This is a genomic window from Pseudomonas sp. CVAP#3, assembly GCF_018986375.1.
Taxonomy (GTDB): Bacteria; Pseudomonadota; Gammaproteobacteria; order Pseudomonadales; family Pseudomonadaceae; genus Aquipseudomonas; species Aquipseudomonas helvetica.
The window spans coordinates 1-7,437 of the sequence record NZ_JAHMSC010000037.1 but is presented as its reverse complement, the minus strand read 5'-3'; the positions used below and the strand labels follow the sequence as shown (position 1 = coordinate 7,437).

At 57.8% G+C, this 7,437-nt stretch carries 8 protein-coding genes; 1 reads left to right on the top strand and 7 read right to left on the bottom strand.

Going from position 1 to position 7,437, the window contains the following annotated elements; all coding sequences use genetic code 11:
* Positions 1-98: 98 nt before the first annotated feature.
* The 4 genes from KRR23_RS28830 to KRR23_RS28815 form a co-directional block, all read right to left on the bottom strand.
* A complete protein-coding gene (locus tag KRR23_RS28830; RefSeq protein WP_216745215.1) occupies positions 99-827 on the bottom strand; it encodes a dienelactone hydrolase family protein in 729 nt (242 codons plus the stop codon).
* Between the two features lie 66 nt (positions 828-893).
* Positions 894-2,798 (bottom strand): molecular chaperone HtpG, encoded by a 1,905-nt coding sequence (gene htpG / locus KRR23_RS28825; protein ID WP_216745214.1) that lies wholly within the window; start codon positions 2,796-2,798, stop codon positions 894-896.
* A gap of 89 nt (positions 2,799-2,887) precedes the next feature.
* A complete protein-coding gene (locus KRR23_RS28820) occupies positions 2,888-3,340 on the bottom strand; it encodes a PaaI family thioesterase (protein ID WP_216745213.1) in 453 nt (150 codons plus the stop codon).
* Positions 3,337-3,813 carry a PaaI family thioesterase gene (locus KRR23_RS28815; RefSeq protein ID WP_216745212.1) on the bottom strand — a complete coding sequence of 159 codons (477 nt, stop codon included), beginning with the start codon at positions 3,811-3,813 and terminating at the stop codon, positions 3,337-3,339. The genes KRR23_RS28820 and KRR23_RS28815 overlap by 4 nt, the downstream gene beginning before the upstream one ends.
* 160 nt (positions 3,814-3,973) lie before the next feature.
* Between KRR23_RS28815 and KRR23_RS28810 the strand changes: the two genes are divergently transcribed.
* A complete protein-coding gene (locus KRR23_RS28810) occupies positions 3,974-4,213 on the top strand; it encodes a hypothetical protein (RefSeq protein ID WP_216745211.1) in 240 nt (79 codons plus the stop codon).
* A gap of 66 nt (positions 4,214-4,279) precedes the next feature.
* Here KRR23_RS28810 and KRR23_RS28805 read toward each other — a convergent pair whose 3' ends face one another.
* From KRR23_RS28805 to brnQ, 3 genes are all read right to left on the bottom strand, one after another.
* Positions 4,280-4,681 carry an MAPEG family protein gene (locus tag KRR23_RS28805; protein ID WP_216745210.1) on the bottom strand — a complete coding sequence of 134 codons (402 nt, stop codon included), beginning with the start codon at positions 4,679-4,681 and terminating at the stop codon, positions 4,280-4,282.
* Entirely contained in the window at positions 4,681-5,418 is a 738-nt protein-coding gene (locus KRR23_RS28800) for a DUF599 domain-containing protein (RefSeq protein WP_216745209.1), read from the bottom strand. Before KRR23_RS28800 ends, KRR23_RS28805 begins: the two co-directional genes overlap by 1 nt.
* A gap of 299 nt (positions 5,419-5,717) precedes the next feature.
* Positions 5,718-7,031: a branched-chain amino acid transport system II carrier protein gene (brnQ, locus tag KRR23_RS28795; protein ID WP_123585362.1), complete on the bottom strand. Its 1,314-nt coding sequence runs from the start codon at positions 7,029-7,031 to the stop codon at positions 5,718-5,720.
* Positions 7,032-7,437 lie beyond the last annotated feature (406 nt).

The following is a 7,437-nucleotide window of genomic DNA, read 5'->3' as shown; positions in this document are numbered from 1 at the left end:
GAGTTTTGCTTGCTCTGTGTACTTCCCCATGACACCCCCAAAGGTTGTGTCCAACATTTGGGGGTCAGTTCAGGAGCGTGGGAACGATCACTGGGGCGTTAGCCGTTGAACACTTCATCCAGCAAGTTGTGCATCGACACAAAGGCCCGCTTGGCGGTCTTGGCGTCGTACATCATCGTGCCCGGCACTTTGGCGTGCGGGTCGGTAAAGGAATGCACCGCGCCGCCGTAGCTGTGCAATTGCCAATCCACGCCTGCAGCATTCACTTCAGCTTCGAAGGCCGGCAGTTGCTCTTTCGCCACCAATGGATCGGAAGCACCGTGCAACACCAGCACCGAGCCCTTGATGTTTTTCGCATCGGCAGGGTTCGGCGTATCCAGCGTACCGTGGAACGACACGGCAGCCTTGAGCGGAGCGCCGGTACGCGCCAGCTCCAGAGCACAGCAACCGCCGAAGCAGAAACCGAATGTCGCCAGTTTCGAGGTGTCGACTGCTGCTTCACCCTGGCTCTGCAACGCAGCAAATGCCGCCTGCATGCGCTTGCGCAACAACGCACGATCATTCTTCAGCGGCATCATCGCCGCGCCCGCCTCGTCGCCATTCTGTGGGCGAATCGCCTGCCCATACAGGTCAGCAATCAACACCACATAACCTTTGGCTGCGACCTCCTGGGCAATCTTCTCGGCCCCGGCGCTGACACCCATCCAGTTCGGCGCCATCAGCAAGCCCGGACGTGGGCCTGTATGGCCAGCGTCGAACGCCAGACGACCCTCGTAAGACTGACCATCAATCTGATAGCCCACGGAACGCACAGTAACTTGGCTCATGACTCACTCCCGTAAAGAAACGCCAGAATGAAAAAACCCGCCGAAGCGGGTTTTTCTTTAACGCGGTTAAACCGACAGTTCAACCAGCAGCTTGTTCAGACGGCGCACATAGGCGGCCGGATCTTTCAAGCTGTCGCCGGCGGCCAGGGCTGCCTGATCGAAGAGGATGTGCGACAGGTCGCCAAAACGCTCTTCGCTCTGCTCACCGTCGAGTTTTTCGATCAGCGGGTGAGCCGGGTTGAATTCGAAGATCGGCTTGGAATCCGGAACCTTCTGACCGCTGGCTTCGAGGATCTGACGCATTTGCATGCCCAGGTCCTGCTCGCCGATGGCCAGAATCGCCGGGGAATCGGTCAGACGGTGAGAAACCCGCACTTCGCTGACGGTTTCACCCAGCGCAGTCTTGATCCGCTCAACCAGGCCTTCTTTGCTCTTGGCGACTTCTTCTGCGGCTTTCTTGTCCTCTTCCGAGTCCAGGTTGCCCAGGTCCAGGTCACCGCGTGCCACGTCGACAAAGCTCTTGCCGTCGAAATCGCTGAGGTAGCTCATCAGCCACTCGTCGATACGGTCAGTCAGCAGCAGCACTTCGATGCCTTTCTTGCGGAAGACTTCCAGGTGCGGGCTGTTCTTGACCTGTGCGTAGGTTTCGCCGGTCAGGTAGTAGATCTTGTCCTGACCTTCCTTGGCGCGAGCCAGGTATTCGGCCAGCGAGACCACTTGCTCGCCCTCTTCACCCTGGGTGGAGGCGAAGCGCAGCAGGCCAGCGATTTTCTCTTTGTTGGCGAAATCTTCAGCCGGGCCTTCTTTCATGACCTGACCGAAGTTTTTCCAGAAGCCCTTGTATTGCTCAGGCTCGTTCTTCGCCAGTTTTTCCAGCATGTCCAGAACGCGCTTGGTCAGCGCCGACTTCATCGAATCGATGATCGGGTCTTTCTGCAGGATTTCACGCGACACGTTCAGCGACAGGTCGTTGGAGTCGACCACGCCTTTGATGAAGCGCAGATACAGCGGCAGGAACGACTCAGCCTGGTCCATGACGAACACGCGCTGCACATACAGCTTCAGACCACGCGGAGCTTCACGCTGATACAGGTCGAACGGAGCACGGGCCGGCACGTAAAGCAGCGAGTTGTACTCCAGCTTGCCTTCGACCTTGTTGTGGCTCCAGCTCAGCGGATTCTCGAAATCGTGAGCGATGTGCTTGTAGAACTCCTGGTATTCCTCGTCCTTGACTTCGGTACGCGGACGGGTCCAAAGAGCACTGGCGCGGTTGACGGTTTCCCATTCAACGGCTGGTTTCTCTTCGCCTTCGGCTGCGGTGACTTCTTTTGGCAGCTCGATCGGCAGAGCGATGTGATCGGAGTATTTCTTGATGATGTTGCGCAGACGCCAGCCATCGGCGAACTCGTCTTCAGCGGACTTCAGGTGCAGGACGATGCGCGTACCGCGGTCTTCCTTATCAACGGTGGCGACGTCGAATTCGCCTTCGCCCTTGGACGACCAGTGCACACCTTCGCTGGCAGCGAGGCCGGCACGGCGGCTGAATACGTCAACTTTATCGGCAACGATGAACGCGGAGTAGAAACCTACGCCGAACTGACCGATCAGGTGCGAATCTTTCTTCTGATCGCCGGACAGGTGTTTCATGAAATCGGCAGTGCCGGATTTGGCGATGGTGCCCAAGTGGGTCACGACATCGTCACGGCTCATGCCGATACCGTTGTCTTCGAGGGTGACGGTTTTCGCGTCCTTGTCGAAGCTCACACGGATTTTCAGTTCGGCGCCACCTTCCAGCCACTCAGGCTTGGACAGGGCTTCGAAACGTAATTTGTCGACAGCGTCGGAGGCGTTGGAGATCAGTTCGCGAAGGAAAATTTCCTTGTTGGAATACAGCGAATGGATCATCAGGTGCAGCAGTTGCTTCACCTCGGTCTGGAAGCCCAGGGTTTCCTTTTGAGTTTCCACGCTCATGGTCATCAAACTCCGATTGGATGGCAGTGGCCGCGCCCAGAGGGGGTGGCGGCGGGATGTCATCAGAGTTGGGGGCTATGACGGGGATTTCAAGGGCTGGGGGTCTCTTCAATCTTGAAATGCGCACGCGCCGTGGCAATCGGCTCGGCTTGGGTGCTCTGCCAAGCGGTTATCGCAACGTTGGCAACCCGCCGTCCCTGACGGCACACCTGGCATTTGGCGTAGGTGTCGCGAAACTGCCCGGCACGCAGATAATCGAGCGAGAAGTCGATGATCTTCGGCACACCTGGGGAGCCGGTGAAGATCAGCAAATGCAGGGCCGCCGCCAGCTCCATGAACCCGGCAATCACCCCGCCATGAATTGCTGGCAGCAAAGGGTTGCCAATATTGTCCTTATTCGCCGGCAAACGAAAAAGCAGTTCGTCACCCAATCGCGAGCACTCGACGCCGATCAGCTTGGCGTAGGGAATCATCTGCAGCAGCGAGGCGTATTCCCCACGCTCGTGGGCCTGCTGCAATTGTTCTTTGAAGTTATCAGTCATTTCGTACCACCACTGATGACGCCACCAAAACCTTTGGTGCCTTTGACGCCCTTGCCCATGCGCATGAAGGTCCCGACCACGTGGGCGATCGGCTGATCCGGATCATCCTGGTAGGCGAACCCGCGCGTGAAGATCACATCGGTTGTCACCCGGTAGCACTGGGCAAAGCCATGTACGTCTTTATGCGGTTCGGCCGGGTGCATGTAGTCGATACGCAGATCCAGGGTCGGACAAACCTCGAACTCCGGCAAAACGCAGAGTGTTGCCATCCCGCACGCGGTGTCCATCAACGAGGTGATCGCGCCACCATGAATCACGCCGGTCTGCGGATTACCAACGATCTGCGGGCTGTACGGCAACGTGATCGTCAGCCCGTCGTTACTGGCGCTGTGCACGCGTAACCCGAGCACCTGGCAATGCCTCAGCGCCGATAAAAACCGCGTCGCGCGCTCGAAAATGGGGTTGTCGGTCATTCGATAAAGGCTCTTTTTAGTGTTGTTGCATAGCAGCAGAGGGACTAAGAAAAAGTTCCCTCCAAGATAAATCTTATATATCTGTAGGAAACATGGAACTTAACCCATGGCGGTGCGTTCGAAAGGGCAAGTAGATATTTTCCACCAGGAGAAACACCCCATGCGTAAGACTTTAGCTATTGCCTTGATGTTGACCGCTTCCCTCGGCATCGCTGCCTGCGGTAAAAAACCCGAGGACAAAGCTCAAGAAGCCACCCAAAAAATTGAACAAGTCCAGCAAAAAATTGGTGAAGCTCAGGATAAAGTGAACGACGCAGCGAAAGAAGCCGCTGATGCTGCCAAAGCTCAGGTAGATTCGAGCAAGACAGCTGCTGAACAAGCCGCTCCTAAAACCAACTAATCGGTTTTAGTGCAGCAACAATAAAGCCCGCCAAGTGCGGGCTTTATTGTGTTCGCCGCTAAAGCGTTAGAGCAGCACCGCGCGAAAAGTCGGACTAACCATCAGCAGCAACGAACAGACAAAGCCGACAAACCACACCAGGCTTCGTTGCCAGGCGAGGTCTGCCCAGTAGCACAGCAAGTAGATCACCCGGGCAATCACAAAGATGATTGCCAACCCGTCAACCAGCCACCCCGCCGTTTGCGTGGTGTGCGCCATCAATACCCCGACCGCAAACAACATGAAGGCCTCGAAACAGTTCTGATGCGCGGCCACTGCGCGTGCGCCAAAGCCTGTGAGCTGCGCTTGCTGCGCGCGTGGCAGGTGATTGTTGTAACCGCCCTGCTCTTTCATGGCCTTGGCCACCGGCATACGCGCGACGTAAATCAGCACGGCACTGATAAACACGCACCAGAACGGGATACTCATCAACCCACCTCTTTTATCGCCTCGGGCAATGGCGCCTCTGTAGGGGTATAGACCATTACGTCGAGCACGTCGGAGTGAAACTCCCGGCGATACAACACCAGCACCACACCCGCGCTCATCAACATGAACAGCCACGGGCTGACGAACCAGGCGAGCATGGTCATGCCGAAGTAGTAAGAACGCAGACCGAAGTTGAACTGGTTGGCCGCCATCGAAATCACCCGCGCAGCGCGCAAAGCGAAGGCCTTGCGCTCCTGTTCGGAAACATGGCGCTCACCGATCATCGGCGCCGAGCCAATCAGGATCGCCGCGAAGTTGTATTGGCGCATGCACCAGCTGAAGGTGAAGAAGGCGTAGACGAACACCAGCGCCAGGCACAGCAGCTTGATCTCCGACATGCCCTGGGAAGCCTGTTGAACCATTGGAATGTCTGCCAGCAACGACAGCGCCCGCTCCGAGGAGCCCAGCACCGTGAGAATACCGGCGAGGATGATCAAGGTACTCGAGGCGAAGAACGATGCGTTACGCTCCAGATTGCCCACCACACTGGCGTCAGCGATGCGGTTGTCACGCAGCAGCATGCGGCGCATCCAGTCTTCGCGGTAAAGGTGCAGCACGCTGGCCAGACACGCGGTATCGCGGCCCTTCCAGATAGCGTAACGGGTGTAACCGCCCCAGCAGATGACAAACCAGAGCGCGGCAAGAATGTGGATCAGATTGGTGTGGATGAACGACATGCAGATCCTTGTGATGTGGGTGCGGGATACCAAATACCTGTGAAAACGGGCTTTTGTGGCGAGGGGGCTTGCCCCCGTTGGACTGCGCAGCAGTCCCCGAAACGCGCAGGGCCGCTTCGCGCCCCAACGGGGGCAAGCCCCCTCGCCACAAAGGTTCGCCCCAATATGTGGTTTTGGCAGTGGTTCGACGTTAGCGCAAGGAAAAAGACACTGCACCGCGCCCATAAAAAATGCCCCGTATCGATTGATACGGGGCATTTCTGTTTTGCCTACGGCCCACTTGTGGTGGGCCGTGAAGCTTAAGCCAAAGCTTCGCTGCGCTTGCCCAGCAAACGGTCGCAGGCAAATGCAACCACCAGGGTAAAGACGCATGGCACCAGCCACGCCAGACCTTGTTCGGCCAGCGGCAAGTGTGCCAATTGAGTCGGCATCCAGTCCGCCAGACCCGCGCCCTTGAGCGCGTCGATCATGCCGAACAGGAACGACACCAGCATTACCGGGCCAACGATGCGACCTTGCTCCAGCCAGAAATCCTTGCAGAAGCTCAGCGCCACCAAGACGATGCAAGGCGGATAAATCGCGGTCAGTACCGGGATCGAGAACGCGATCAGCTTGGTCAGGCCCAGGTTGGACACCAGCAGCGAGAACGCTGCCAGGATGATCACCAGTGTCTTGTAGGACAGTGGCAACACACGACTGAAGTATTCGGCGCAAGCACAGGTCAGGCCGACTGCCGTCACCAGGCAGGCCAGGGAGATCAGCACTGCGAGGAAACCGCTGCCGAGGGATCCAAAGGTGTGTTGCACATACGCGTGCAATACCGCTGCGCCGTTGGTAGCGCCGACGGCCACTTCATGGCTGCCCGAACCCAGGCGGAACAGGCTCACGTACACCAGCGCCAGACCAACGCCGGCAATCAGCCCGGCGATGATCGCGTAACGCGTGATCAGGGCTGGAGACTCGACGCCGCGAGAACGAATGGCGTTGACGATCACGATACCGAACACCAGTGCGCCAAGGGTATCCATGGTCAGGTAACCATTGATGAACCCCTGGGAGAACGGTGCCGCAACGTACTCAGGTGTGGCGGTGCCGATGTCACCCGCCGGCAAGGCGAACGCGGCAATACCGAGTACGGCCAGCGCGATGATCTTCAGTGGCGCGAGGAAACGGCCCACGGTGTCCAGCAGACGGCCCGGGTACAGCGAGATGAAGAACACCAGCAGGAAGTAAACCGAGCTGTAGAGCAGCAGCGCCAGCGGGCTTTCGCCGGTCAGCGGCGCCAGGCCCACTTCGAAGGATACGGTCGCGGTCCGCGGGGTGGCGAACAGCGGGCCCACAGCGAGGTAGCACGCGGCCGCCAGCACGCCACCGGCGATTTTGCCGATCGGGCTGCTCAAGGTGTCCATGGCGCCACCGACCTTGGCCAGCGCGACAACGGTGATCACCGGCAGACCGACAGCGGTGATCAGAAAGCCGAGCGCCGCCATCCAGACATTAGGCCCGGACTGCAAACCGACGATAGGCGGGAAGATGATGTTGCCAGCCCCGACGAACAGGGCAAACGTCATGAAGCCGAGTGCCAGGATGTCCTGGCCTTTCAACACTTTCATTAAGGAAATACCACACTACTGAATCGGGATTTAGAGAGGGATTTCCCTTATGGGTGAGGGAAATGCTGTCGGTCCGTATAGGACTGACCCGTTTAGCGCGCAGCGTCCTTGTGGGCAGCAAACGCAAAATGGCGGCTAGCGTAACTAATTTGTCTGACAAACGCACTATTACAGGGCGAACTATCCGATACGCGACATTCTCATGTCGTGTTTTCATATCTGAATTTCCCGCCCGAACAGATCGTTCCCATGCTCTGCGTGGGAATGCCGCCATGGACGCTCTGCGTCTGCTCTTGGTGTGACACGGAGCGTCACGGGAAACATTCCCACGCGGTGAACTGACCCCCAAATGTTGGACACAACCTTTGGGGGTGTCATGGGGAAGTACACAGAGCAAGCAAAACTC